23 protein-coding genes and 1 tRNA gene are annotated in these 24,057 nt (G+C 58.5%); 8 read left to right on the top strand and 16 right to left on the bottom strand.

Going from position 1 to position 24,057, the window contains the following annotated elements; genetic code table 11:
• Positions 1–116 precede the first annotated feature (116 nt).
• From ASQ50_RS10660 to def, 14 genes are all read right to left on the bottom strand, one after another.
• Positions 117–380 (bottom strand): hypothetical protein, encoded by a 264-nt coding sequence (locus ASQ50_RS10660; protein ID WP_058092633.1) that lies wholly within the window; start codon positions 378–380, stop codon positions 117–119.
• A gap of 5 nt (positions 381–385) precedes the next feature.
• Complete coding sequence (gene tnpC, locus ASQ50_RS10655; protein WP_058092798.1) at positions 386–2,008, bottom strand: IS66 family transposase; 1,623 nt, start codon at positions 2,006–2,008, stop codon at positions 386–388.
• A 45-nt stretch (positions 2,009–2,053) separates the two neighbouring features.
• Positions 2,054–2,422, bottom strand: a complete 369-nt coding sequence (gene tnpB / locus ASQ50_RS10650) for an IS66 family insertion sequence element accessory protein TnpB (RefSeq protein WP_058092799.1) — start codon at positions 2,420–2,422, stop codon at positions 2,054–2,056.
• Positions 2,422–2,739: an IS66 family insertion sequence element accessory protein TnpA gene (gene tnpA / locus ASQ50_RS10645; RefSeq protein ID WP_058092800.1), complete on the bottom strand. Its 318-nt coding sequence runs from the start codon at positions 2,737–2,739 to the stop codon at positions 2,422–2,424. Before tnpA ends, tnpB begins: the two co-directional genes overlap by 1 nt.
• A gap of 79 nt (positions 2,740–2,818) precedes the next feature.
• Entirely contained in the window at positions 2,819–2,983 is a 165-nt protein-coding gene (locus ASQ50_RS21020) for a hypothetical protein (protein ID WP_156510001.1), read from the bottom strand.
• Between the two features lie 6 nt (positions 2,984–2,989).
• Positions 2,990–4,174, bottom strand: coding sequence for an AAA family ATPase (locus tag ASQ50_RS10640; protein WP_058091826.1), 1,185 nt, complete (start codon positions 4,172–4,174; stop codon positions 2,990–2,992).
• A gap of 253 nt (positions 4,175–4,427) precedes the next feature.
• Positions 4,428–7,955 carry a type I restriction-modification system endonuclease gene (hsdR, locus tag ASQ50_RS10635; protein WP_058091827.1) on the bottom strand — a complete coding sequence of 1,176 codons (3,528 nt, stop codon included), beginning with the start codon at positions 7,953–7,955 and terminating at the stop codon, positions 4,428–4,430.
• A 119-nt stretch (positions 7,956–8,074) separates the two neighbouring features.
• Positions 8,075–8,151, bottom strand: a tRNA-Pro gene (locus ASQ50_RS10630).
• Positions 8,152–8,238: 87 nt separating this feature from the next.
• On the bottom strand, positions 8,239–10,320 hold the full coding sequence (gene glyS / locus ASQ50_RS10625; protein WP_058091828.1) for a glycine--tRNA ligase subunit beta: 2,082 nt from the start codon (positions 10,318–10,320) through the stop codon (positions 8,239–8,241).
• Positions 10,320–11,342, bottom strand: coding sequence for a glycine--tRNA ligase subunit alpha (gene glyQ, locus ASQ50_RS10620; RefSeq protein WP_058091829.1), 1,023 nt, complete (start codon positions 11,340–11,342; stop codon positions 10,320–10,322). The genes glyS and glyQ overlap by 1 nt, the downstream gene beginning before the upstream one ends.
• Positions 11,343–11,477: 135 nt before the next feature.
• Entirely contained in the window at positions 11,478–12,881 is a 1,404-nt protein-coding gene (gene trkA, locus ASQ50_RS10615; RefSeq protein ID WP_058091830.1) for a Trk system potassium transporter TrkA, read from the bottom strand.
• The gene (rsmB, locus tag ASQ50_RS10610) at positions 12,878–14,179 is read right to left on the bottom strand and encodes a 16S rRNA (cytosine(967)-C(5))-methyltransferase RsmB (protein WP_058091831.1); all 1,302 of its coding nucleotides are present in this window, start codon (positions 14,177–14,179) and stop codon (positions 12,878–12,880) included. Before rsmB ends, trkA begins: the two co-directional genes overlap by 4 nt.
• 2 nt (positions 14,180–14,181) lie before the next feature.
• Positions 14,182–15,117 carry a methionyl-tRNA formyltransferase gene (fmt, locus tag ASQ50_RS10605; protein WP_058091832.1) on the bottom strand — a complete coding sequence of 312 codons (936 nt, stop codon included), beginning with the start codon at positions 15,115–15,117 and terminating at the stop codon, positions 14,182–14,184.
• Between the two features lie 80 nt (positions 15,118–15,197).
• Positions 15,198–15,704, bottom strand: a complete 507-nt coding sequence (gene def, locus ASQ50_RS10600; RefSeq protein WP_076657205.1) for a peptide deformylase — start codon at positions 15,702–15,704, stop codon at positions 15,198–15,200.
• Between the two features lie 296 nt (positions 15,705–16,000).
• Between def and ASQ50_RS10595 the strand changes: the two genes are divergently transcribed.
• The 8 genes from ASQ50_RS10595 to ASQ50_RS10560 all read left to right on the top strand — a co-directional run bounded on the left by ASQ50_RS10595 (position 16,001) and on the right by ASQ50_RS10560 (position 22,693).
• The gene (locus ASQ50_RS10595) at positions 16,001–17,017 is read left to right on the top strand and encodes a LysM peptidoglycan-binding domain-containing protein (RefSeq protein ID WP_058091834.1); all 1,017 of its coding nucleotides are present in this window, start codon (positions 16,001–16,003) and stop codon (positions 17,015–17,017) included.
• Positions 17,018–17,101: 84 nt separating this feature from the next.
• The gene (gene dprA / locus ASQ50_RS10590) at positions 17,102–18,247 is read left to right on the top strand and encodes a DNA-processing protein DprA (protein WP_058091835.1); all 1,146 of its coding nucleotides are present in this window, start codon (positions 17,102–17,104) and stop codon (positions 18,245–18,247) included.
• Between the two features lie 45 nt (positions 18,248–18,292).
• Positions 18,293–18,865: an L-threonylcarbamoyladenylate synthase gene (locus tag ASQ50_RS10585; RefSeq protein WP_058091836.1), complete on the top strand. Its 573-nt coding sequence runs from the start codon at positions 18,293–18,295 to the stop codon at positions 18,863–18,865.
• Between the two features lie 8 nt (positions 18,866–18,873).
• A complete protein-coding gene (hemF, locus tag ASQ50_RS10580; RefSeq protein WP_058091837.1) occupies positions 18,874–19,803 on the top strand; it encodes an oxygen-dependent coproporphyrinogen oxidase in 930 nt (309 codons plus the stop codon).
• Positions 19,793–20,620: a shikimate dehydrogenase gene (gene aroE, locus ASQ50_RS10575; RefSeq protein ID WP_058091838.1), complete on the top strand. Its 828-nt coding sequence runs from the start codon at positions 19,793–19,795 to the stop codon at positions 20,618–20,620. The genes hemF and aroE overlap by 11 nt, the downstream gene beginning before the upstream one ends.
• 35 nt (positions 20,621–20,655) lie before the next feature.
• Entirely contained in the window at positions 20,656–21,429 is a 774-nt protein-coding gene (locus tag ASQ50_RS10570; RefSeq protein WP_058091839.1) for a motility protein A, read from the top strand.
• Between the two features lie 3 nt (positions 21,430–21,432).
• Positions 21,433–22,266 (top strand): flagellar motor protein MotB, encoded by an 834-nt coding sequence (locus ASQ50_RS10565; protein WP_058091840.1) that lies wholly within the window; start codon positions 21,433–21,435, stop codon positions 22,264–22,266.
• Positions 22,267–22,375: 109 nt separating this feature from the next.
• Positions 22,376–22,693, top strand: coding sequence for a PA4642 family protein (locus ASQ50_RS10560; protein ID WP_058091841.1), 318 nt, complete (start codon positions 22,376–22,378; stop codon positions 22,691–22,693).
• A 20-nt stretch (positions 22,694–22,713) separates the two neighbouring features.
• Here ASQ50_RS10560 and ASQ50_RS10555 read toward each other — a convergent pair whose 3' ends face one another.
• Both ASQ50_RS10555 and ASQ50_RS10550 read right to left on the bottom strand, forming a co-directional pair.
• Complete coding sequence (locus tag ASQ50_RS10555; RefSeq protein WP_058091842.1) at positions 22,714–23,169, bottom strand: Hsp20/alpha crystallin family protein; 456 nt, start codon at positions 23,167–23,169, stop codon at positions 22,714–22,716.
• Between the two features lie 249 nt (positions 23,170–23,418).
• Positions 23,419–23,958: a gamma carbonic anhydrase family protein gene (locus ASQ50_RS10550; RefSeq protein WP_058091865.1), complete on the bottom strand. Its 540-nt coding sequence runs from the start codon at positions 23,956–23,958 to the stop codon at positions 23,419–23,421.
• Between the last annotated feature and the right edge of the window lie 99 nt (positions 23,959–24,057).

Genomic DNA, 24,057 nt, shown 5'->3' with positions numbered 1-24,057 from the left:
TTTTACCGCGACTACCGATTCATTTGTGGCCTTTTCGAGTACGGCTCTGGGGAAGCGGCTTTGGTATGCATTACTGTCTGTGTGGTGCCCGTCTAGCAACGGGTGAAGTCGCTTTTTTAATGAGGCAGCAGGTTCATCGCTACCGATTTTTTCACCCAATACATCCAGTAGTGCGCCCCCAGGCATATCGGTGACCAAAGAATGATGTGATAGCCGTGCTTTTTAGCTTTGTCATGGTCTTGCTGGCTGATTGGAATATCAGAGTCCAGCACAAAGAACCGCTGATCAAAGGGCAAGTGACCATACTTTCTCGCGGCGTTGGTAATAATATTACCGGGTGAGCCGCCGGATTGTTTGTAAGCGCCAATAAACCGACCCACTTGCCCTAATCGTACTGAGCCACTTTTTTTGAAGCTGGCAACTCAGCATTCCAGGGCAACAATGTTTCCAGTTTTTCGAGGGTATCCGCTTCGGCAATGTGCTTCAGCACATGGTGGATGTAAGCGGAGGGCTCCAGGTTGTTCGCCTTGGCCGTTTCGATCAGCGAGTAACAGGTGGCACTGGCATTCGCGCCTTGGGTGGTATCGGCGAACAGCCAGGCCTTACGACCGACGGCGAAGGGCCGGATGGCGTTTTCGGCCAGCACGTTGCTGATCTGTAAATCGCCGCGTTCACAATACCCCGTCAGGGTACCCCACTGACTCAGGGTATAGTCCATCGCCTTGCGGGTGAGCGAGCCTTTCAGCACCTTGCTGGCGTTTTTCTCCAGCCAAGCCTTGAAGGTGTTCAGCAGCGGCAGGCTTTTTTCCTGACGCACCCGATAGCGCTCGGCGTCACTCAGTTCGTTCGCGGCTTTCTCGACGGCGTACAGTTTCCGGATGTGGCTCAGGGCCACGTCGGCTTTTGAGGGCGGGCCTTTTTTGCCCATGGCTGGCGCTGCCCGGGACGCGTCCACGAACTTGCGCCGGGCATGATCCCAACAACCGATGCGGGTCAGCTTGTTCTCGCGGCATACCTGTCCATAGCCGGAGTAGCCATCGGCTTGCAGGATGCCCTGGAAGTCATCCAGCAGGCGCACCGGTACCTGGCCACCGCGAGAGGGATCGTACTCGAACAGAACCGAGGGCTTTCCGGGCGGGCCGCCCCGGGTCACCCACATCCATTTATCCGATTGGGCTTTCTTGCCGTCTTCTTTGAGCACCTGAATCCGGGTTTCATCAGCTTGCAGGTAATCACTGCCATTCTGGGTTTCCCGCATCAGGGTCATCAGCGGTTTGAACACGTCGTTCAGGCGGATGATCCAGTGCGCCATGCTGGTTCGGCTGACTTCGTGTCCCAGGCGCTTGAGCATTTGCTCCTGGCGGTACAAGGGCAGGCCGTCGGCGTATTTGGAGGTAATCAGGTAAGCCAGCAGTGACGGGGTCGCAATGCATTTGCCCAGTGGGTGGGCTGAGCGCGGTGCAGCCACAATATGCTCCTGGCCACCCTGCTCGAAGACGGCTTTTTCCTGCCAGTATTCCAGCACCTTCAACTGTGCGGGAATGTACTCCAGCTCTTCTTTCACCTTGGTGAAGAAGGTCTTGCTGGCTCCGGCTTTCTCTTCGTCACTAAGGGTCAGCTCAATACGCTCACGCAAGAGCGTGTCGGAGAAGCCACGTTGACGGCGTTTGCGGGAACGCGGCGGTGCCTCGGCCTCTTCAACATCCTCAGGCAACTCATCGCGTAGCTCGTCAATCCCGACTTCCAGTTCGGCTTCGTCGAATAGAGTGATCTGGCTGGGCTGCTTTTCGCTGCTGGCTGCGAATTGCTGGATCTTTTTGTAGCGCAGCAACTCTTCGAGAATGGCGATGTAGCTTTCACGTGCTTTGGCCGCTTGGTCGCGCTGCTGAAGCTCGGCTTCTTTTGCGGCCAGTTGTTCTTGCATATCGCTGATAACAGCCAGCATTTCAGCGGTGGAGAGACCGCTGAAATCGGGTGTTTTGGAGGTGTTATCAGGCGTTGTTTTCATGCTGAAATTATAGCAAAAACAACGCCCTGACACACTTAAAAAGTGCTATCCAACACTCTCATAATACAGAGTTTTATGGCCCTTAAGCAGGGTGATGTCGTAGCCGTCCAGCAACCAATTGATCTGCTCGCCGTTCAGCGACATCAGCTCATCCTCTGGGCCCGGCCATTTGAATTTTTCTTCAGCCAAAGACTTGTAGTAGAGCACGAAGCCGTTGTCTTCCCACATCAGGCACTTGATCTTGTTGCGCTGCCGGTTGGTGAAGGCGAAAAGCGCGCCGGAGAACGGATTATGGCCTAACTCCTGCTCGACAATCAGTGCCAATCCGTTGGCCTGCTTGCGGAAATCAATCGGCTGACGATACAAGTAAATCTCTGGCAGATCCCAGGAGGGGCGAAGGTACCGATGGCGCATTACAGTTGCCTCAGCACGGCACCGAGTAACTCCACATTACCGGCGTGCAGCCCGGTGATCGAGACACCACCGGGCAACGACACGGTTAAGCCTTCCGACGATTTCGGGCCAGGCAACGCCGCCACCTTGGCAAAGCCAGAGAGCCCAGCCGGGCGCTCCGCAATCACGGTCTCCGGCTCAGCCAGCTTTTTGCGCCAGTAAACAAAGCGACAATAGGTCAGTGACTGCTGCTGGCAGTAGGCCATGCCGGACAAACCGGACGCCTGCCAGTCTTCGATATGTTGCTGCCAGAGACGCTTGCGTTCGGCGTGTGTCATGCTGATTCCTCCTGATGTTGACGAGGAAATCAGTGTGGGCAATCTTGATAACCGAATGTAGGTGCTAATTTATGGGCGCTTACGATTGTTTTTCTATCATTGGTTTTACGCCGGCATTGTCAGCCCGGAACTGTTGGTTCATGTGCTTGATAAAGGCCTGATCATCCGGGCCTTCACCTACAATCAGCAGAGTTGTTCTGCTGGCTTGGCGGTGTTGATTCCGCTGCGTGCGCTTCCTTGCCATAGGGTGTTACAACTCCGGGGTGGCGCCGAGGGCCCCGGCCATGTATTTCGCGTACAGGTTGTCATCAGCGCGAAGGCCCGTCATATCATCCAGGCGCCAGGCTTCACTGTTCTGGTTGCGTTTTTCGACCAGATATACCTGATGTTTTTGCAGTAAGTTCAAGACTTCAGGCGTGTGACAGGTGAAGATCAGCTGCGCCTGGTGCGGGTTACTGTGGTCGAATTCGAACCACTCGAGAAGAAGCGGAACCAAATGCGGATGCAGGTCATTATCCAGCTCATCTATGACGGCAATACCGCCATACTGAAGAGTTTTCAGGACCGGACCAAGCAGTACGAAGGCGGACTGAGTTCCGCTGGACTCTTCGAAGAAGGGAAGTTCGAAGCTTTGCCCATCGCCTGCTTTGTGCATACCGAAAGGAAGGAATACTTTCTCCTCTTTACCGGTTTCATCCAGGCTCGTCATTTCCCTGATCTCCACAGCATGCAAGCCCAGATCAAACTGGCTCATAGCAGCGGACATTTTTTTGGCCAGTTCCGGCGCCTTTCGGAATCGCTCTGCGGTCTCGATAAGAGCACCATGCTCGAAATGACGGCGCCCTGAGCTGATGACGTTCGACTCAATCCGATTGAAAAACTCGATAAAAGGGCGTGCTTCGGCGACGTCATAGCTGTGTGCAGCTGCCAGCAGAGAAGCGTTACCACGCAGTTTTTCAGCCTGTGCCCTGGAAAAAGGGAAGCCTTTTTGTCTGAACCGATAACCCTGCTCGGTTTTTTCTCTTTTGAACAGGTAGCTGAACTGAGAACTGGTTTTTTCGTACAGCGCTTCGAAAATTATGGCTTCCGGAGTCAATTCCAGTTGATAACGGTAATCGACGCCCTTGAGCATAAACTCCAGCTCAAAATAGCTGGATTCATCGCGGTGCAATTGATGGGGAAAGAAGGGAATGGTTCGGTCAGGGGCGATCCCTAAAAAGGATTCGCTGATAAACCAGCGAAGAAATGCAAGTGGTTTCAGAAACTGGGTTTTGCCTGAGCCGTTTGCACCGACGACGGCAACGGCTTTGTTATAGCGTTCGCCATCGATCGTAATGTCGTAACCTGATGGCGTGGGTTTTTTGCCCAACGCAAAGTCGATCACGGCTTCGTCTGCAAAGCTATAGAAATTTCTAAAGCTCAAATTCTTTATCATATTTTCACTAGTTCAACGTATTTTCGTTGATTCTGGGCTTTTAGCATTGTCAAATCAAGCAAATCACCTGGAAAGTCTGCCCCGCACCCCATTGGTGTGCGATTCAAGCATAAAAAACGGAAAAAAGCATGCACGTTGCTGGCGACATGCATAGAAAAGCCGGTTTTCTATACATGTCGTTCAGGCGATGTCGAAAAAACCGCAAAAAATCGACATAGATCGAGTCAATGTCGATGCCGTAAACATGCTTGAATCATGCACTCCGTTCGGGCCACATCGCTTCGTTCAACTCTTCCAGCACGGTATCCAGCTGCGCTCCCAGCACCTTGTCCATTTGCCTTGCGCCGCCGTCATCGGCAAAGCGATGGTTCACAAACTCTCGATCGATGATGACTTCATGCACCAACTGCTTGGCCAGGCGTTCAAGCCATTTGCGCTGGTTCGGGGTCCAGTTGTGCTGGGTGAGAATGCGGTCCATGGCCTCGGCCACGCGCTGTTCGAAGGGAATCAGCGGTTCGCCCAGGGCGGCGCGGCGGATGTAGCCGATGATGCTGGCGGCGATGTCCTTGTTGGTCTGGTTGCGCACGGCGCTTTGCAGGCGGGCTTCGGAGTAGCCGTGGTTGTCCAGCAGCAGTTTTACTTCCCGTAGCTGTTCCCGGGTGAGGTCCCGGGGTTTGTTGACCACCACGGCCAGCGCGGCAGACTGGTTGAGTTGGTCTTTGATGAATCGATTAAATTCGTCCAGGTAATCTTCGGGCTTGTCGTACTCGCCGTAGTTCTGGCCTCGGTAACGTAGCTCATCTTCGTGGTCGGAGATCAGCGGCATGGACTCGCTGCCAACCAGATGTTTCACCTCTGCTAGTTGATAAATCAGGCTACTGTGCTGCTTGAGGAATTCCGAGGCCTGGCGCGGGCCGAGCTGATGCAGGTGGGTATGCAGGGATTTGGGTTCCACGCCCCAGCTCTGATGCAGTTCGTCCAGTTTCTGTTTCAGTTTCGGGCGGTTTTCTGCTTTGTTGTCGGCCTTGCGCAGCACCCGCATGAGCTTCTGGCTGAGCTGGCTGAGTAACACGTCAGCTTGGTTTTCATCGGGAGCTTCGCCGGGGCTGTTGAGGGCCTTTTCCAGCTGCTCGTCGTCGGTGAGTTCGCTTACCAGTTGTTCCAGGGTGATGTTGGGGTCTTTCACCAGGGGTTTCATGGTGTTCACATCTTGCAGCGCGGCATAGATGTCTACCGGGTCGTAGATGCGGAACACGGTCTTGCCGATCTCATCACAGCGGCGGGTGGCGCGGCCGATCATCTGTTCGTACAGGATGCGTGAGCGTATCCGGCGCATGAATACCAGGTTGCATATGCGCGGCACGTCGATGCCGGTGGTCAGCAGGTCTACGGTGATGGCGATGTTGGGGTAACGTTCGTTCTTGTAGCGGCGGATGAGCTGGTCTACCTTGTCGCTCTGGCCGGTGATTTTGGCAACCGCGGCTTCGTTGTACTGGCCGTTGTAGAGAGCTTTGAAGGCTTCATCCAGCAAGCGTTTGACCATATCCGCGTGCAGGTCGGTGGCGCAGAAAATCATGGTCTTCTCATCGCCGAACGGGTCCAGCTCCTGCACCAGTTGTTCGCAGATGACCCGGTTGAAATTCTCGTTGATCACCCGGCGGTTGAAGGCGTCGACCTCGAAGGTGAGTTCGTCTTCCAGCTCGGTGGTGTCCACTTCTCCGGTCTGGCGGTTGATGACTTCGACCGGCTTGCCCTTCTCGAAGGTAATACCGTTCTGGGTCAGCAGGGTTTCGTAGCGAATGGGCGGTTCGTGGTCGATCAGCCAGTCGTCCGCCACCGCTTCCCGGTAGGAGTAGGTGTACACCGGCTTGCCGAAGATCTCGCTGGTGTGCTTGGCCGGTGTGGCGGTGAGGCCGATTTTTACGGCGTCGAAGTAATCCAGCACCCGGCGGTAGCTGGACAGGTACTGGCTGGTGTCCCGAAGGGCCAGTTCGCCCTCGGTCATTTCCTGATCCAGGGTGTACCCTCGGTGAGCCTCATCGATGATGATGCAATCGAACTGGTCGATGGGCGGCGGGTTGTCGCTCATGAAGATGCGTTTGACCATGGCCTGCACGGTGGCCACCTGGATGCGGGTTTCCGCTTCAGCGGCCATGTCACCCAGTTCGGCGACGTTGTAGATCTTGCTGAGGGTGTGGTTCTGCTCCAGCGGTGCTTCGTTGAAGGCGTCGATGGCCTGCTGGCCCAGGGCGGTGCGGTCCACCAGGAACAGGATGCGGTGAAAGCGTTCGGCTTTCAGGAAACGGTACATCAACCCGATGATGGTGCGGGTTTTACCGGTGCCGGTGGCCATGGCCAGCAGGGCGGTGCGAACGCCTCGGGCCAGAGCGTGTTCGGTGGCGACAATAGCCTTCTGCTGGTAATCCCGCAGTTTCAGGTAGCCGAAAGGCTCTTCCTTTAGCAGCTTCTCGGCGTTTTCTTTGTCCCGTTCCAGCAAATCCAGCAGCCCGCCCGGCGTGTGGAACTGCGGCAGTGCCCGGCGCAGGTTGCTGGGTTCGCGGACATCCCGGAACCAGGTGCCGGACTGTTCTGCCAGTTGTGGCACATAGGGCCGGCCGTTGCAGGAATACACGAAGGGCACGTGGTAATGGCCGCTTTCATCGGCGGGCCAGGCGATGGTGCGGCCCATCAACTCCCAGGCGCCGACTAACGGAGCTTCCACTTTGAAGCCCTTGCTGTAGCGCTCGGCCTGGCGAATTTTACCGGCCACGTTGGTGTTTTCTTTCTTGGCTTCCACCACGGCGATAGGCGTAAGCCCGACAAACAGCACGTAATCCGCCCTGCCCTTTTCGCCGTTGTGGTTGGTGGGCCATTCGGCAATCGCGCGATAGGTGCCTTTCTCCGGGCGGGCGCCTTTCTGGAAGGTGATATCCTGGCTGTCGGCTTCCCACCCGGCGTCCTGCAGTTGCTGATCGATAAGAATGCGGGTGAGTTCTTCGTTCAGTACCAGGGTGTCGGTGGCAGCTTTGGTTTGTTTTGCCACCTGCTGGCGCTGCTGGTTAACCGTCTGCTCGCCCTGCTCCGTGAGCTGTTGTTGCAGCGCTTTGATCTTTTGCTCGTAGGCCTGTTGCTGTTGGCTCAGGGCCTGTTCGTGCTGGCGCGCCTGTTCCGCCAGGGAGCGGGATTCCTCATCCATGGCCACGGCCAGGGCTTCGTATTCTGCCTTCTCTTGTTCGATCAGCTGGCTGAGCTGCTGGCTGCTGTCCAGCGCCATGTTGGCGTGTTGCAGGTCGTGCCGGAGCTTTTCGATGTCGCCCTGAAGCTGGCGCAACTGGGCGCTCGGGTCCGCGGGGGGTATGAAAGGGCCGGGCTTGAAGCTGGCACCGGCTTTACCGAAGGAGCGGTGAAACCAGATGGCCAGGGCCCGCGCCACTTTCAGGCCATCCATCGCTTCTTTGTGCTGGGTGCGGAACTGGTGGGTGGCCTTGTTGCCTTCAATGCGCAGGATGTGGAACAGCTCTTTGATCTGCGGTTCCAGCCGCAATTCCCGGTTCAGGCGATAGAGCAGTTCGGACTGGCTGGTTTGTTCGTCAAACTCGATACCGGAGAGTGCGGCCAGATGCTGGGCCAGGGCTTCGCCTAGCTGGCGGAGTTTGATCAGAGTGGTGTTGGGGTCACTGGCGAAGGCACGTTCGGCGGATTCGGCCAGTTCCACGAATAAGGAATCGTGTTCTGACAAAAACGAAAAGTTGCCGGACTTGAATTCCGTTGCCTTGTTCAATGTATCCCTCCGCGACAGTTGCACGGGAGAACATTAGCAGACTTATCAAGGATACAGAAACGTGGAGGCCGTGAGGATCACGACGAAAAAAGAATCAAGGAGAGACAAAAGCGGGAAAATGGTCGGCGTGAGAGGATTCGAACCTCCGACCCCTTCGTCCCGAACGAAGTGCGCTACCAAGCTGCGCTACACGCCGATCAACGGCCGGTATTATACGGATTGCCGGCCGTTTTACTACCCCCGTCCCTGGGGAAATTTATCCGTATAACTGCGGAGCGGTACCTCAGCTGGCCGTTGGCAGCAGGGAGATATCGGCCACTCGCAGGAACAGGTTGCGCAGGCGGTTGAGCAGTGCCAGGCGGTTATCGCGCACGGCTTCGTCGTCTGCCATCACCATCACGTCGTCAAAGAAGGTGTCGACCGGCTCACGCAGGCTGGCCAGGGAGGTCAGTGCGCTGGCGTAGTCGCCCTGCTCGAACAGCGGCAGAACTTGCTGCGCCTGCTCTTCTACCTTCGCAGCCAGGGTCTTCTCGGCGGTATCCTGCAGCAGTGCGTTATCCACCGTCTCGCCGATGCTGTCGCCACCCTGCTTGGTGAGGATGTTGGACACCCGCTTGTTGGCGCCGGCCAGGGCCAGGGCTTCCGGCAGCTGGCGGAAGGCTTCCACGGCCTTCACCCGGCGGTCGAAGTCCAGCGGGCGGGTCGGGCGGCGGGCGTGTACGGCCAGGTACACTTCGGCGCCGATGCCCTGCTCGTCGTAGTGGGCACGGAAGCGCTCGAGCATGTAGTCCACTACGGTGCTGGCGGTATTCTTCTCGGTCAGCACGGTGAAGTTCTGTTCGGCCCACTCACACACGGTTTGCAGGTCCAGGGGCAGCTGGCGTTCGATGATGATACGCAGCACACCCAATGACGCCCGGCGCAGGGCAAATGGGTCCCGGGTGCCGGACGGCGGCTGGTTGATGCCGAACAGGCCCACCAGGGAATCGATGCGGTCGGCGATGGCCACGGCGCAGCCGGTCAGGGTGGTGGGCAGGCCGTCGCCGGCAAAGCGCGGCATGTACTGCTCGTTCAGGGCCTTGGCGACATCGGCGTGTTCGCCGTCGTTGGTGGCGTAGTACTTGCCCATGATGCCCTGAAGGTCGGTGAACTCCAGCACCATTTCGGTGACCAGGTCGGTCTTGGCCAGCATGGCCGCGCGCTCGGCCAAGGCCGGGTCGCTGTTGATGGCCTCGGCGATCTTCTTCGCCAGCGCAGCCACCCGCACGGATTTGTCGTAAAGGCTGCCGAGTTTGTCCTGGAACACGATGGGCTTGAGGGCCTCGATGCGGTCTTCCAGTTTGGTCTTGCGGTCGGTGTCGTAGAAGAAGGCCGCGTCGGACAGGCGCGGGCGAATCACCTTCTCGTTACCGGAGATCACCTGGGCCGGATCTTTGCTTTCCAGGTTGGCCACGGTGATGAACAGCGGCAGCATGTTGTCGCTGGCATCCACCACGTGGAAGTATTTCTGGTGCTCCTTCATGGAGGAAATCAGCGCCTCGGCGGGCACGTCCAGGAAGCGCTCCTCGAAGCGGCCCATCAGTGGCACTGGCCATTCGTTCAGGGCGGTGACTTCGTCCAGCAGGTCTTCGTCGATCACAGCTTTGCCGTTGGCTTCTTTCTCTGCCAGCTGGGCAACGCCCTGGCGGATCTGTTCGCGGCGCTCGGCGAAGTTGGCCAGCACGTAGCCTTCCTGCTTCAGTACCACTTCGTAATCGGCCGGGGTCGGTACAATCAGCTCTTTCGGGCAATGGAACCGGTGGCCACGGGTTTTGTTGCCGGGCTTCAGGTTCATCACCGGGGTGTCGATCACTTTGTTGCCGAACAGGAGGATCAGCCAGTGTACCGGGCGCACGAATTCGGTTTTGTGGGCGCCCCAGCGCATGCGCTTGGGAATCGGCAGCGCCGCCAGGGATTTCTCCACCAGTTCGGGCATCAGCTCTACGGTTGGCTTGCCCTGCTCCACGGTGCGGTACACCAGCCAGGCGCCTTTGTCGGTTTCCAGGGTGTCGAGCTGGTCCGGGGTGATGCCCAGCGAGGTGGCAAAGCCGGTCAGGGCCCGGGTGGGGTTGCCGGCGTCATCAAAGGCGGCTTTCACGGCTGGGCCACGCTTCTCTACCGGCTTGTCTGGTTGGGCATCGGCCAGGTCGCGAATGCGCACGGCCAGGCGACGTGGGGCAGCAAAGGCTTCAACCCTGCCAAATTCAACGCCCGCCTCTTCCAGGCCCTTAACAATGCCCTGGGTGAAGGCGTCAGACAGCGGTTTGAGGGCTTTCGGAGGCAGCTCTTCGGTGCCCAGTTCGACCAGAAAATCCTGTGTTGCCATTATGCGTTCCCCTGTTCCTGCGGTGCCTTGTTGGCTTTCTTGCCCTTCTTGTTGGCCTTGGCGTCAGCAGCCTCGGCGGCAGCCAGCACTTCCTTGCGAAGATGCTCAGGTGCCAGCGGGAAGCCAAGTTTGCGGCGGCTCTCGAAGTAGGCCTGGGCAACGGAGCGTGCCAGGGTGCGTACACGCAGGATGAAACGCTGGCGCTCGGTCACGGAAATAGCGTGGCGGGCGTCCAGCAGGTTAAAGGTATGAGAGGCCTTGAGTACCTGTTCGTAGGCGGGCAGTGGCAGGCCGGCTTCGATCAGGCGGGCGCTTTCCCGCTCGTACACGTCGAAGCTGTGGAACAGGAACTCGGTGTCGGCGTGTTCGAAGTTGTAAGTGGATTGCTCCACTTCGTTCTGATGAAACACGTCGCCGTAGGTGACCACGCCATCCGGGCCTTTGGTCCACACCAGGTCGTACACGCTGTCCACGCCCTGCAGGTACATGGCGATACGCTCAAGCCCGTAGGTCAGCTCGCCGGTGACCGGGTAGCATTCCAGGCCGCCGACTTGCTGGAAGTAGGTGAACTGGGTCACTTCCATGCCGTTCAGCCAGATTTCCCAACCCAGGCCCCAGGCACCGAGCGTGGGGGATTCCCAGTTGTCCTCGACAAAGCGGATATCGTGTACCAGCGGGTCCAGGCCCAGGGCGCGCAGGGAATCCAGGTACAGTTCCTGAATATTGTCTGGCGACGGCTTCAGAACCACCTGGAATTGATAGTAGTGCTGCAGGCGGTTCGGGTTCTCGCCGTAGCGGCCATCCGTTGGGCGGCGGCTGGGCTGGACGTAGGCGGAGTTCCAGGTTTCCGGGCCGATGGAACGCAGGAAGGTGGCCGGGTGGAAAGTACCGGCGCCCACTTCCATGTCGAGGGGCTGGAGAACCACGCAGCCGTGCTGCGCCCAGAAATTCTGCAGTGCCAGGATCAGACCCTGAAAGGTCTTGATGTCCGGCGCGGAGTTGTTGGTTGCCTTGTCTGTCACGACGTTTGCCTGCTGGTCAGTCTGTGTGTGGCGCCCCGCTTTGCGGGGCACTCCGAAATTTGAAAACGCGCATTATACGCTGGCTGGCGTTGCATTTCTAAGTGCCAGCCAGGGTGTTGTTTTGCTTGAGATCAATCAGAAGAAGGTGAGGCCCACCTGGAACAGCTTTTCCACGTCCCGGATACGGGTTTTGTCCACCAGGAACAGGATCACGTGGTCATCGGGCTGCACTCGAATATGGTCGTGGGCAATCAGTACCTCGTTGTGGCGAACGATGGCGCCGATGGTGGTGCCTGGTGGCAGATTGATTTCGTCCAGGCGCTTGCCGACCACCTTGGATGACCGGTGATCACCATGGGCGATGGCCTCAATGGCTTCCGCAGCGCCCCGGCGCAGGGAGTGAACGTTCACCACATCGCCCCGGCGCACGTGGGTGAGCAGGCTGCCGATGGTGGTCTGCTGGGGCGAGATGGCGACGTCAATATCGCCGCCCTGGATCAGGTCCACGTAGTCCGGGTTGTTGATCAGGGTCAGTACCTTGCGGGCACCCAGTCGCTTGGCGAGCAGGGATGCCATGATGTTGGCTTCGTCGTCGTTGGTGACGGCGCAGAACACATCGGTGTTCTCGATGTTCTCTTCCAGCAGGATGTCCTTGTCGGCGGCGTTGCCTTCCAGCACCACGGTTTTGCGTAAACGTTCGGACAACATCACACAGCGGTCGTGGTCCCGCTCAAGAATCTTCACCTGGTATCGGCTTTCCAGGGTATTGGCCAGCCGGTAACCAATGTTGCCGCCACCGCAGATAAAGATGCGTTTGTAGGGCTTGGACAGGGGTTGAAGCTCGCTCATCACCGAGCGAATGTGATCGGAGGCGGCAAGAAAGAACACCTCGTCGCCGTCTTCGATAACCGTGTCGCCCTGGGGCATGATGGCCCGGTCTTTGCGGAAAATCGCGGCCACCCGGGTATCGATCTTGGGCATATGGGTGCGCAGGTAGGACAACTCATGGCCTACCAGTGGCCCACCCTTGGTAGCACGTATGGCCACCAGCCTGACCAGGCCCTTGGAGAACTCGAGCACCTGCAGGGTGCCCGGGTACTCGATCAGCCGGGTGATGTGTTTGGTGACCAGGTGTTCCGGGCTGATCAGAACGTCGATGGGAAAGCCCCGGAGGCTGTCCAGGTCTTTGTCCATATCCCGGCGGTAGAACAGCTCGGATTTGGCCAGATAGGCGTTCGCCCGCACCCGGCAGATGGTGGTGGGCGTCTTGTACAGCAGCTTGGACACCTGGCAGGCCACCATGTTGGTTTCGTCGCTGTTGGTCACAGCGATCACCATGTCGGCGTCTTCCGCGCCGGCCTGGCGCAGTACCGTGGGGTAGGAGGCTCGGCCGTGCATGGTGCGGATGTCCAGCCGGTCCTGAAGCTCACGTAGGCGGGCGCTATCGCTGTCGATCACCGTAATGTCGTTGGCTTCATTGGCGAGGTTTTCCGCCAGGGTGCCGCCTACCTGGCCCGCACCGAGAATCAGGATTTTCATAGTTCAGGTTTCTCCAGCACGGCGTAGAAAAAGCCGTCATGGCTGTCCGGGTCTGGCAGTAACTGGCGCCCGGTGTTCATGTCCTGACCCCAGTCGGCATCAATTTCTATCAGCCGGGCCTGGTCCTGCTGTTTCAGGAACCGCTGGATTATACGGTGGTTTTCCTGGGGAAACACCGAACAGGTAGCGTATACCAACCGCCCACAGGGTTTCAGGATAGACCACATGGCGTCCAGCAGGCCAAGCTGAATGCTAGCCAGGGGTACGATGTCGGATTCACGGCGCAGCAGCTTGATGTCCGGGTGCCGGCGAATCACACCGGTGGCGCTGCAGGGCACGTCCAGCAGGATGCGGTCAAACGGGTTGCCATCCCACCAGCTGTCAATGTCGGCGGCGTCGGCCTGTGTCAGGGTGGCGTGCAGGTCGAGCCGGTCCAGGTTCTCCTGTACACGGGGCAGGCGCTCGGCGGATTCGTCGATGGCAATCACTTCGTCCAGTTCGCCACAGGTCTCCAGAATGGCGCAGGTCTTGCCGCCGGGAGCTGCGCAGGCGTCCAGTACACGCTGGCCTGGTTGCAGGTCCAGCAGAGTGGTGCATAGCTGGGCGGCTTCGTCCTGCACACTGGCACCGCCGTCTTCGAACCAGGGCAGACGTTCTACCGGCACCGGGCGTTCAAGCTGAATGCCGTGGGGGGCGAAGCGGGTGGGATTCGCCTCAATACCGGCTTCTGCCAGCAGCTCCAGGTACTCATCGCGGGTAAAGCGCAGGGCGTTGACCCGCAACGTCATGGGAGCCTGCTGGTTATTGGCATCGAGAATGGCTTGCCAGCTATCGGGCCAGTTGTGGCGCAGCTTTTCCACCATCCACACCGGATGGCTGTAGCGGCTGCTGTCGTCTTTCGGCTCCGGCGCCCCTTCCCTTTCAGCGGCCCGCAACACGCCGTTGACCAGGCCGGTCAGGTGCGGCTTGTCCAGCGCCCGGCAGGCTTCCACGGTTTCGTTCAGCACGGCATAGGTGGCCTGCTCACTGAACCGCAACTGGAACAGGGCGACCAGCATCAGATGGTGAATAACCCGGTCCGGTTTGCGCAGGGGCTTTTTCAGGCGCTGGTTGAGCTCGCCCTCAAGCCGGTGAAACCAGCGGCAGGTGCCGTAGCAGATCGCTTGAAGTTGCGGCCTTTGTTCCGGGGGTAACTGGTTCAGGGCTGGCGGCAGGCATTGGGTCAATGACTGGCCGTTTTCCACTGCCAGCAACACGTTGGCAGCGACGGCACGGAATGGCAGGGCCTGGTAAGCCATGGTCAGTTCAGCTCCTGGCCGGGCAGCAGCACCTGCTTGCCGCCGTTGATCAGGTCGCTGATGCTCTGGGCTTTGCTGCCGGGCAACTGGACCGAAGTGACTTTCAGGGTGCCGGTGCCGCAGGCGACTTCAACGCCTTCTCTCTCGCGACTGATCACGGTGCCTGGCAGCTTGTCACTGCTCTGATCCAGTGCGGTGGCCTGATGAAGGCGGATGCGTTGCTCGCCGAGATCGGTAAAGGTGCCGGGCCAGGGGTTAAAGGCACGAATCAAGCGTTCGATCTCGATGGCGCTGCGGGACCAGTCGATGTGGCCTTCTTCCTTGGACAGTTTGTGGGCGTAGTTGGCGTCGGCATCGTTCTGTGGCTCAGGGGCCAGCTCGCTGTTTGCCAGTTGCACCAGCGCTTCCACAATAGCTTTGCCGCCCATGTCCGCCAGGCGGTCATGCAGGCTGCCGCCGGTGTCGTCGGCATGGATCGGGGTGCTGGTTTTCAACAGCATATCGCCGGTATCCAGGCCTTCGTCCATCTGCATGATGGTAATGCCGGTTTCGGCGTCGCCGGCGGCAATGGCCCGTTGGATCGGCGCGGCACCGCGCCAGCGCGGTAACAGGGAAGCGTGGATGTTCAGGCAGCCGTGGGTGGGGATGTTCAGCACGGCTTTGGGCAGAATCAGGCCGTAAGCGGCCACAATCATCACATCTGGCTTTAACGCAGCCAGCTCCTGCTGGGCGTCTTCCGGTTTCAGGCTGACCGGCTGGAACACCGGAATGCCGGCGTCCAGGGCGACCTGCTTGACCGGGCTGGGCATCAATTTGCGGCCCCTGCCGGCGGGGCGGTCTGGTTGGCTGTAGACGCCCACCAGGTTATAGCCGGCTTCCAGAAGGGCTTTTAGGGCAGTGGCGGCAAAATCCGGCGTTCCGGCAAAAACAATGCGCACGGTGGTTGCTTCTCTGTGTCGTTGATACGAAAAAACCGGGTCGTAACCCGGTCCGAATTCGGTTCTGTACTGTCGGCGCCTCAGGCGCTTTGCTTGTGGAGCTTTTCCAGCTTCTTGCGAATGCGGTTACGCTTGAGCGAGCTGAGGTAATCCACGAACAGCTTGCCGTTCAGGTGGTCCATTTCATGCTGGATGCACACCGCCAGCAGGCCGGTAGCCTCGAGTACAAAGTCTTCACCGTTACGGTCTTTGGCGGTAATCCGGCAGTGTTCGATGCGCTTCACGTCTTCATAGAAACCGGGAACCGACAGGCAGCCTTCCTGCATGGCTTCCAGCTCACCGTCCAGTACTTCTACTTTCGGGTTGATGAACACCCGGGGCTCGCTCTTGTCTTCCGACAGGTCCATAACGATGATCTGCTTGTGCACATTGACCTGAGTAGCCGCCAGGCCAATGCCGGAGGCATCGTACATGGTCTCGAACATGTCGTCGATCAGCTTGCGGATGTCGTCGGTCACTTCGTCCACCGGCTTGGCGATGGTGCGAAGGCGCGGGTCCGGATACTCAAGAATCTCTAAAATCATAATGCTTTGGCTTCTCTGAAATGCGACGGCGGTCTGCGCAAATTTTCTCCACGAATCTATGATGGGGAGAACGTAATGGCTCTATTATCCGATAAATTGTCGATTGAGTACAAACTGATCAGTTAATAGTTAAAATCTTTCAGCCATACTGAAGAATTTACTGGAAGAACAAAAGATAACATCACAAATACCCGAACATCTTCTATAGTAACGGAAATAACAACGTAATAAGCTGCGGGGATACCGCTGCGACGTTACCCAACGCAAAGATTCAAGGCACGCGATCAAGGATATAGACAATGAGGAAATTGTTGTACGCTCTGGCAGCGACGGCGCTGCTGTTTACTTCCTGGGCCCAGGCACAACCGGAGCTCAGGTCTGATCATCCTGAGCGTTACACTGTCGTCAAGGGGGACACCCTTTGGGACATTTCAGCGCGATTCCTGAACAACCCCTGGTACTGGCCGGAAATCTGGCACGTTAATCCGCAGGTTGCCAACCCCCACCTGATTTACCCGGGTGATCGCCTGGCGCTGGTGTACATCGATGGCAAGCCCCGCATTACCAAGGTGTCTACCAGCGATGTCGTCAAGCTGTCACCGCAAATCCGCTCGGAAGCGATCGATACCCCGATTCCAGCCATCCCGCTGGATGCCATCAGCAGTTTCCTGACCGACACCCGCATTGTCTCGCCGGCTGAAATCAACGGCGCACCTTACGTGCTCGAAGGTGAAGATGGTCGCATCATCACCGGTGCCGGTGACCGGGTTTATGCCCGTGGCCAAAAGCCGGCCGACCGGGTTGGCGTTTTCCGTCGGAGCAAGGAATTTGTGGATCCGGAAACCGGTGAATTCCTGGGGCTGGAGGCACGCAGCATTGCCAAGGGTAACATTACTGCGGAAAACGGTGATGTACTGACCATGACCCTGACCCGTTCCAGCGAGGAAGTGCGCATCGGTGACCGCCTGCTGGTCAACGAAGATCGTCGCCTGACCACCAACTTCGTGCCCAGCTCTCCGGATGAGGAGATCGAGGGCCGGATGATTTCCGTGGATGGTGGTGTTAACCAGATTGGTCAGTACAACGTGGTGGCTATCAACCGCGGCGAACGTGAGGGCCTGATGCCGGGCAACGTGCTGGCAGTGATGAAGAGCGGTAACCTGGTCCGTGACCCGGTCACCGGTGAAACCATTGAGCTGCCGTCCGAGCGGGCTGGCCTGCTGATGGTGTTCCAGTCTTACGAAAAGATGAGCTATGGCCTGATTCTTCAGGCGACTCGCCCGCTGGCGGTGGGTGATCGGGTCAAGAATCCCTGATCACCCCTGTATGGGCTTGTCTGTAATGAGATAGAATGGCCGGGCCGGAGCGCCCGGCCATTATCGTTTTCAAGGATGAAAAAGATGTCTGCACCTACCTGCCTGGAATCGGCCAGCGACCGCTGGCTGCTGTTGTCTCTTTTGCCCCGGTTTGGCCTTCGCCTGCGTGAGCGGATAGACGCGAATACCGAACAGCTGACCGATATTCTCGACATGAATGCCGCCACCCTGAAAGCTCTGGGGTTGGCCACCGATGCCATCAATGCCGTGATAGCCTGGCAGGCTGACGATTCCGGGCACCCGGTGTTGGTGGAGGCAAGCCGGATATGCTCGGCCTGCCGGGCGTCCGGAATTTTCCTGATGGGCTATGGTGAAGCCGGGTATCCGGATGCGCTCAGGCACATCCACAACGCCCCGTTGTTGCTGTACGGTCGGGGTGATCCCGACTTACTACACAAGGACCAGCTTGGCGTTGTCGGCAGTCGCAATGCCACCCGGGCTGGTCTGGAGCACGCCCGGCAGTTTGCCGCCGAACTGAGCCGACGTGGGCTTCTGATCACCAGTGGCCTTGCGCTGGGGATTGACGGAGCCGCCCACGCCGGCGCTCTGGATGCTGGTTTTCAGACCATTGCCGTGGTGGGCTGCGGTCTCGACCGGTTATATCCCGCACAACACCGAAAGCTGGCGGGGCGCATCATTGAGCAGGGGCTTATTGTCTCGGAATACCCGCCCGGAACACAGGCACGGGCCGCCCACTTTCCGCAGCGGAACCGGATTATCAGTGGCCTGAGCCGTGGCGTGCTGGTGGTTGAGGCCAGCCTGCGCAGTGGCTCGCTGATCACCGCGAGAACCGCGCTGGAACAGGGGCGCGAGGTGTTCGCCATTCCCGGCTCGGTGCACAGTCCGGTGGCCCGAGGCTGTCACCAGTTGATCAAACAGGGCGCACGGCTGGTGGAGACCGCCGATGACGTTCTGGAGGAACTGGGCACCTGGTGGTCGATGCAGCCCGCATCGGAATGTGATCAAGCCGGCCCCGCAGAGCAGGATTTGTCCGGGTTGGACAGTCGGGAAATCGCGGTGCTTGAGGCTTTGGGGTATGATCCACAATCTACCGATGCACTGAGCCAGGCTACGGGTCTGCCAGCGGATCAGCTGATGCAGTCTTTGTTGTTGCTGGAGCTGGAAGGGTTGGCTAATTCCGCTCCCGGTGGTTATCTCCGGGCGGGCTGACGGTGCATTATTTGGGTTCGAACAACCGGATAGTACAATTTCGTTATGTCAGCGACGTCTCCCCTGCATTCATGGCAGCTCCATTGTGCCCGCCGCACCGTTCTGGCCGGCGGCGTTATTGCCTATCCCACCGAGGCCGTCTGGGGGCTGGGATGTGATCCCTGGAACCGCGAGGCGGTTGAGCGCATCCTCGAATTAAAGCAGCGCCCGATGCACAAGGGCATGATTCTGGTGGCTGCATCTATTGATCAGGTGCGCTTTCTGCTGGACCCTTTGCCCAGGGTGCTGCAATGGGAGGCCGAGCAGCACTGGCCGGGACCAATCACCTGCCTGGTACCGGATGTGCTCGAGCAGGTACCGGACTGGGTGCGCGGCAAGCACCGCACCATTGCGGTTCGTGTCAGTGACCATCCGGTTGTCCAGGCTCTGTGTAATGCCACCGGTATGCCGCTGGTGTCCACGTCCTGCAACCCCGCTGGCCGGGCGCCGGCCCGCAGCATCTGGCACGTACGTCGTTACTTCGGTGATGAGCTGGACCGCATTGTGCCCGGAGCACTGGGTGGCAACCGCAAGCCCAGCCGAATCATCGATATTGTCACTGGAAAACAGTTTCGCTAGGAGAGTGCATGTCACAGCAGCCGGATACCCAAGCCGTCAAAGACTATCTGATCGGGCTTCAGGAACGCATCTGTCAGCGGCTTGAGGCGGTCGATGGCGGGGCAACGTTTATCCGTGACAGCTGGCAGCGCCCGGAGGGTGGCGGCGGTATCAGCCGGGTGATCAGCGGTGGCAAGGTGATCGAGAAGGGTGGTGTGAATTTCTCCCACGTGATGGGCGACACCATGCCGGCTTCCGCCACCGCGCATCGACCCCAGCTGGCCGGTGCACCCTGGCAGGCCATGGGCGTGTCACTGGTGATCCATCCGGAAAACCCCCACGTGCCGACCTCCCACGCCAATGTGAGATTCTTCATCGCCACGCCGAAAGATGCCGAGCCGGTGTACTGGTTTGGCGGTGGCTATGACCTGACGCCCTACTACGGCCACCAGGAAGACTGCGTGCACTGGCACCAGACCGCCCGCAACGCCTGCGTCCCGTTTGGGGGTGACGTTTACCCCCGGTTCAAGCAGTGGTGCGATGACTATTTTTATCTGAAACACCGGCAGGAACCCCGAGGCGTGGGTGGTCTGTTCTTTGACGATCTCAATACCGGTGATTTTGCCCGGGACTTTGCCTTTATGCAGGCGGTGGGCGACAGTTACATAGAAGCCTACGAGCCGATTGTGCGGCGCCGGATGGCCCAGCCCTGGGGCGAGCGGGAACGGGAATTCCAACTGTACCGCCGCGGCCGGTATGTGGAGTTCAACCTGGTGTATGACCGGGGCACCCTGTTTGGCCTGCAGTCCGGTGGCCGTACGGAATCCATTCTGATGTCGCTGCCGCCACTGGTGCGCTGGGATTATGATAGACGGCCGGAGCCTGGGAGTGAGGAAGCCAGGCTGACAGATTACTTCCTTACTGGCCGTAACTGGCTGGAGGACACCAATGACCAATGAGCTCTACGCGGTGGTGGGTAACCCCATCAGCCACAGCAAGTCGCCGAGAATTCACAGCCTGTTTGCCTGCCAGACCGGCGAGCCGGTGGAGTACACCGCCATTCAGGCTCCGATTGATGAGTTTTCCGGGACTGTGCGGCATTTTTTCGAGCGGGGCGGCAAGGGGCTGAATGTGACCGTGCCGTTCAAGGAGCAGGCCTGGACCCTGGCGGACCACCGGACGCCGCGGGCAGAGAAGGCCGGCGCCGCCAATACCCTCTTCCTGGATCAAGAAAACGAGCTGGTGGCCGATAACACAGATGGTGTCGGTATTGTCCGTGATCTGCAGAATAATCACGGGGTGGCGCTGAAAGGCTTGAAGGTGCTGGTACTTGGCGCTGGCGGTGCCGTTCGGGGTGTCATTGGCCCGATACTGGCCGAGCAGCCGGCAGGGCTTACCATTGCCAACCGAACGGTGGCCAAGGCGGAGGCGCTGGTCAGGCTGTTTGCGAAAGATGCCGGTGCAACGGTATTGAGCGCCTGTGGTTTCGAGGCGCCGGATCAACCGTTTGACCTGATCATCAATGGCACCAGCGCCAGCTTGCAGGGAGACTTGCCCCCGGTGTCTGCAAATGTGATCGGACCGGCTACGGTGGTGTACGACATGATGTATTCTCTGCAGCCCACCACCTTCAATCAGTGGGCTCTGGATAATGGTGCCCACCGGGTGCATGACGGCTTGGGAATGCTGGTGGAACAGGCTGCAGAATCGTTTTTTGTGTGGCGGGGCGTGCGCCCGGAAACCGCGCCGGTGATTGAAGAATTGCGAACCGATTGAGGCCGCGGGTTCCGGCCGTTTCATAAGGGGTGTTCATGGACATTCTCACGCTTGTCGGATTGCTTGCCGGAATCCTGATTGTTGTCCTGGCGATGCTGGCCAACGCCACGGCCATCACCTTCCTGAACCTGCCCGGACTGGCGATTGTTCTGGGTGGCACCTTCGCAGTGACACTGATCAAGTTCCGGATGCCCTCGGTAGCCAGCGCCTTCCGGTTGGCTTTTCGTACGGCTTTTACTGACCGGTTACCCCACCCGGCGGAACTGATTCGGGAAGCGGGTGTACTGGCTCGGGTGGTTCGCAAAGAGGGCATCCTGGGCCTGGAGAACCACGAAACCGACGATGAATTCTTGCAAAAAGCCATCAACCTCTGTGTAGATGGCCACCCGCCGGAACTGGTAGAAGAGGCTCTGCTACAGGAAACCCAGCAAACCGCAGAGCGCTATGAAGTGGCTGAGCGAGTGTTTCGGGGTATTGGTGAATCCGCGCCGGCCATCGGTATGCTGGGTACCCTCGTGGGGCTGGTGCAGATGCTGAACACTCTGGACGACCCTTCGTCCATTGGCCCGGCCATGGCCATTGCTCTGCTGACCACCCTCTACGGGGCTTTTATTGCCCACCTCATTGCTCTGCCCCTGGCGGATAAACTGCAACTCAAGGCGGAAGACGATTCCCGCAACCAGATGCTCATTATCACCTCCATCAAGAGCATCATGCGTGGCGAGAACCCCAGGGTGATGACAGAGCTGCTGTCGTCTTACGTAACACCAGAGCACCGGACCAACCTGGAACCGGAGCGGGAGGCCTGAGGTTTGCAACCGGCGCGGCCACTGAAAAAAAACGCACTCAAAAAGCGTACACCCGACTGGATTGTCACCTTCGCGGATCTGGCAACCCTGCTGCTGACGTTTTTTATCCTGCTGTTGTCGTTCGCCGAGATGGATATCGAGAAGTACCGCGCCATGGCGAACTCCATGTCCCTGGCGTTTGGTTCCAGCAATGTGGTGGCCGAAGACATCGGCGGTACACCCCTGACCCTGATTGAAGCCGATACCGTATCGCTGCCGGAGCCTTCTGAAAACCTGCAGGACCAGCCGGAGTTCATTGACGAGCGAACCGAGCGTTCGGAAACGCGACAGATTCCCGGTGGTGTCCTGGACTTGGCCAGCCGGTTGATCCAGGAGCTGGAAACCGAAGTTGCCTCCGATACCTTGCACATCAATTACGATGAAGACCAGGTGGTTATCCGTTTCTCCGAAGAAGCCACCTTTCGTTCTGGCGATGCCGCCATCATGCCGGGTATGATTCCGATCATCGAACGGGTGGTTACCGTGCTGTCGGCCTGTACCGGGGATGTGGTGGTGTCTGGCCACACCGACGATGTGCCCATATCCAGCAGCGTGTATCGCTCAAACTGGGATTTGTCTGCTGCCCGGGCGGTATCTGTCGTCCACGAACTGGTGCTGAACCGCCAGGTACCGGCTGAGCGGGTTGTGGCGGCCGGCCGTGCCGAAACCCGGCCGTTGGTGGCCAATGATAGCGCGGAGAACCGGGCGGTGAACCGGCGGGTTGAAATATCGGTTCGTAATCCCGAGTGTGACGATGCCGTGCCCACCCGCGACTTGCCTGTGGAAATCATCCCCTGAACGCTTATAGCCTGAGTGCAGATTCTCATAGTGCATTCATATAAGTGATGCAGATTCAAAGCCTTATACTGTGCCGCTCAAACCTTGGCAGATAACGGGAGTTTTCAGCATGAGCGGACCAGATAAACCGAAGGTTATTGGAGAAGAGTGGAGTGACGAGCGGGTTAAAAGCTTTCTCGATCTGTCACCCTGGGACAAGAACCTGAACCCGGATCATTTCGTGCTGATTCGCGCCTATGAGTCCATGCGGGCAGGTGATTTCGAACGGTTTTTGGCGTTCTTTGTGGAAGCCGGACGCGATCTAAACGCCGAAGATGAGCACGGCCAGACCATCTTGGACCGGGTGTCACAGCACCGTCGCAGCAGCGACTACGCCCGGGCTCTGGAAAAAGCCGGCGCAAAACAAAAGGCAACGGCCGGGAACTGAGCCCCGGCCCGAACATCGCCTTACTGCACTTCTACTTCGATGGCTTTGGGCTCTTTGGGTTCGGCCTTTTGGATGCTCAAAGTCAGCAGGCCGTCCTTGAAGTTGGCTTTCACGCTGTTCTCGTCCACATTGTCCGGCAACGTGAACCGGCGCAGGAAGCTACCGTAGACCCGCTCGATGCGGTGGTGCTTCTTGTCACTGGTCTCTTCCTCGTGCTTGCGCTCGCCCTGAATGGTGAGCACGCCATCGTGCACTGTCACCTTCACATCGTCCTTGTTCATGCCGGGTAATTCGGCTTCCACAGTGAAGGCTTCGGCCGTTTCCTTGATATCCACAGCCGGGGCCCAGTCGCTGCGACTGAACAGGTCTTTACCTTCTCGTTCGCCATTGGTGCGTGCAAGCCCGAACATCCGGTTGTAGCGGTTCATCATGTCTTCGAATTCGCCGATCGGATTCCAGCGGGTCAGATTGCTCATAGGGAACTCCTCCTTTAACGATGTCGAACCTGAGATTTTCATCAGCTTCGCTCGCGGAACAGCTCCATACCGGTGGCGCCAGCCGGATGGACTCCGTGAACTTCTGCTATTCACGAATATAGGATCGCCCGGTGTGTTTTCAAGCACCCCTCTGGTTACTTTTTGATCTGCATCAAGGGCTCTGAAGCTTCGCCAAACTGGGTCAGGAGAGTAGTTGCTGCTCAGCAGCGCCACGGTATTCAGACCACTTTATGACGCTTCATTAAGATACTGGTCCTTGAGCTTAACGTAGTTGGCTGCGGTGTATTTGAAGAACGTGCGTTCCTTGTCTGACAGTGCCCGGGCCTGCTTACAAGGCGAGCCCACGTAAAGGTAGCCGGATTCCAACCGTTTGCCCGGTGGCACCAGGGTGCCGGCCCCGATAATCACGTCGTCCTCCACCACTGCGCCGTCCATAACGGTGCAGCCCATACCCACCAGCACCCGGCTGCCAATGGTGCAGCCATGCAAAAGGGCTTTATGGCCAACGGTCACGTCATCACCAATGATCAACGGCCAGCCGCCAGGGTTGAAGTCGCTGGCATGGGTGATATGCAGAACGGAGCCATCCTGAATGCTGCAGCGGTCGCCGATGCGGATTTTGTGCATGTCACCGCGGATGACGGTCATGGGCCAGACCGAGCAGTCTTCGCCCATGACCACATCACCGATGACCACGGCGCTCTCATCTACCCAGGTCCGTTCACCAAATTGTGGTGTGATACCCTTGTGAGTTCGTACATTTGCCATTACATATACCTCAATGCTGTCCAAATACGGTGCAAGGCGCCGGTGGGGGATGGCTTTCAGAAACACGCTCCTTCGGCACATCCATGTGGCGCTTGGGCT

Source organism: Marinobacter sp. LQ44 (assembly GCF_001447155.2).
In the GTDB taxonomy this organism is placed as follows: domain Bacteria; phylum Pseudomonadota; class Gammaproteobacteria; order Pseudomonadales; family Oleiphilaceae; genus Marinobacter.
This window is presented reverse-complemented; position numbering and strand designations above follow the sequence as displayed.